Origin of the sequence: Janthinobacterium sp. UMAB-56 (genome assembly GCF_900095265.1) — a bacterium.
Taxonomy (GTDB): domain Bacteria; phylum Pseudomonadota; class Gammaproteobacteria; order Burkholderiales; family Burkholderiaceae_D; genus Janthinobacterium.
Genome location: NZ_LT607720.1, coordinates 1 through 244 on the forward strand (window position 1 = coordinate 1; position 244 = coordinate 244).

Below are 244 nucleotides of genomic sequence, written 5' to 3' on the forward strand. Positions count from 1 at the left end.
CGCAAGCGTTGATGTTGTAGCGCTGTGTCGTAACACTAAAAACCCCGCAAGCGATTGCGGGGTTTTTTATTATCCAGCAACGATTAGGCACATCATCGGCGGCACCATCGTCGGCACGCACGCGGGCGACAGGTCAACGATGAAGCGGCGAAATCGCCCTGGCCATCGAAATGGGCTGCGACGGCACGGACATCGGCAAGACCATCCACCCGCACCCGACCCTGGGCGAGTCGATCGGGATGGC

The 244-nt window shown here is 59.8% G+C and carries 1 pseudogene; it reads left to right on the forward strand.

The features are described from left to right. Positions 1-91 precede the first annotated feature (91 nt). Positions 92-244: pseudogene (locus K0F85_RS29270) on the forward strand (hypothetical protein); the annotation flags it as partial.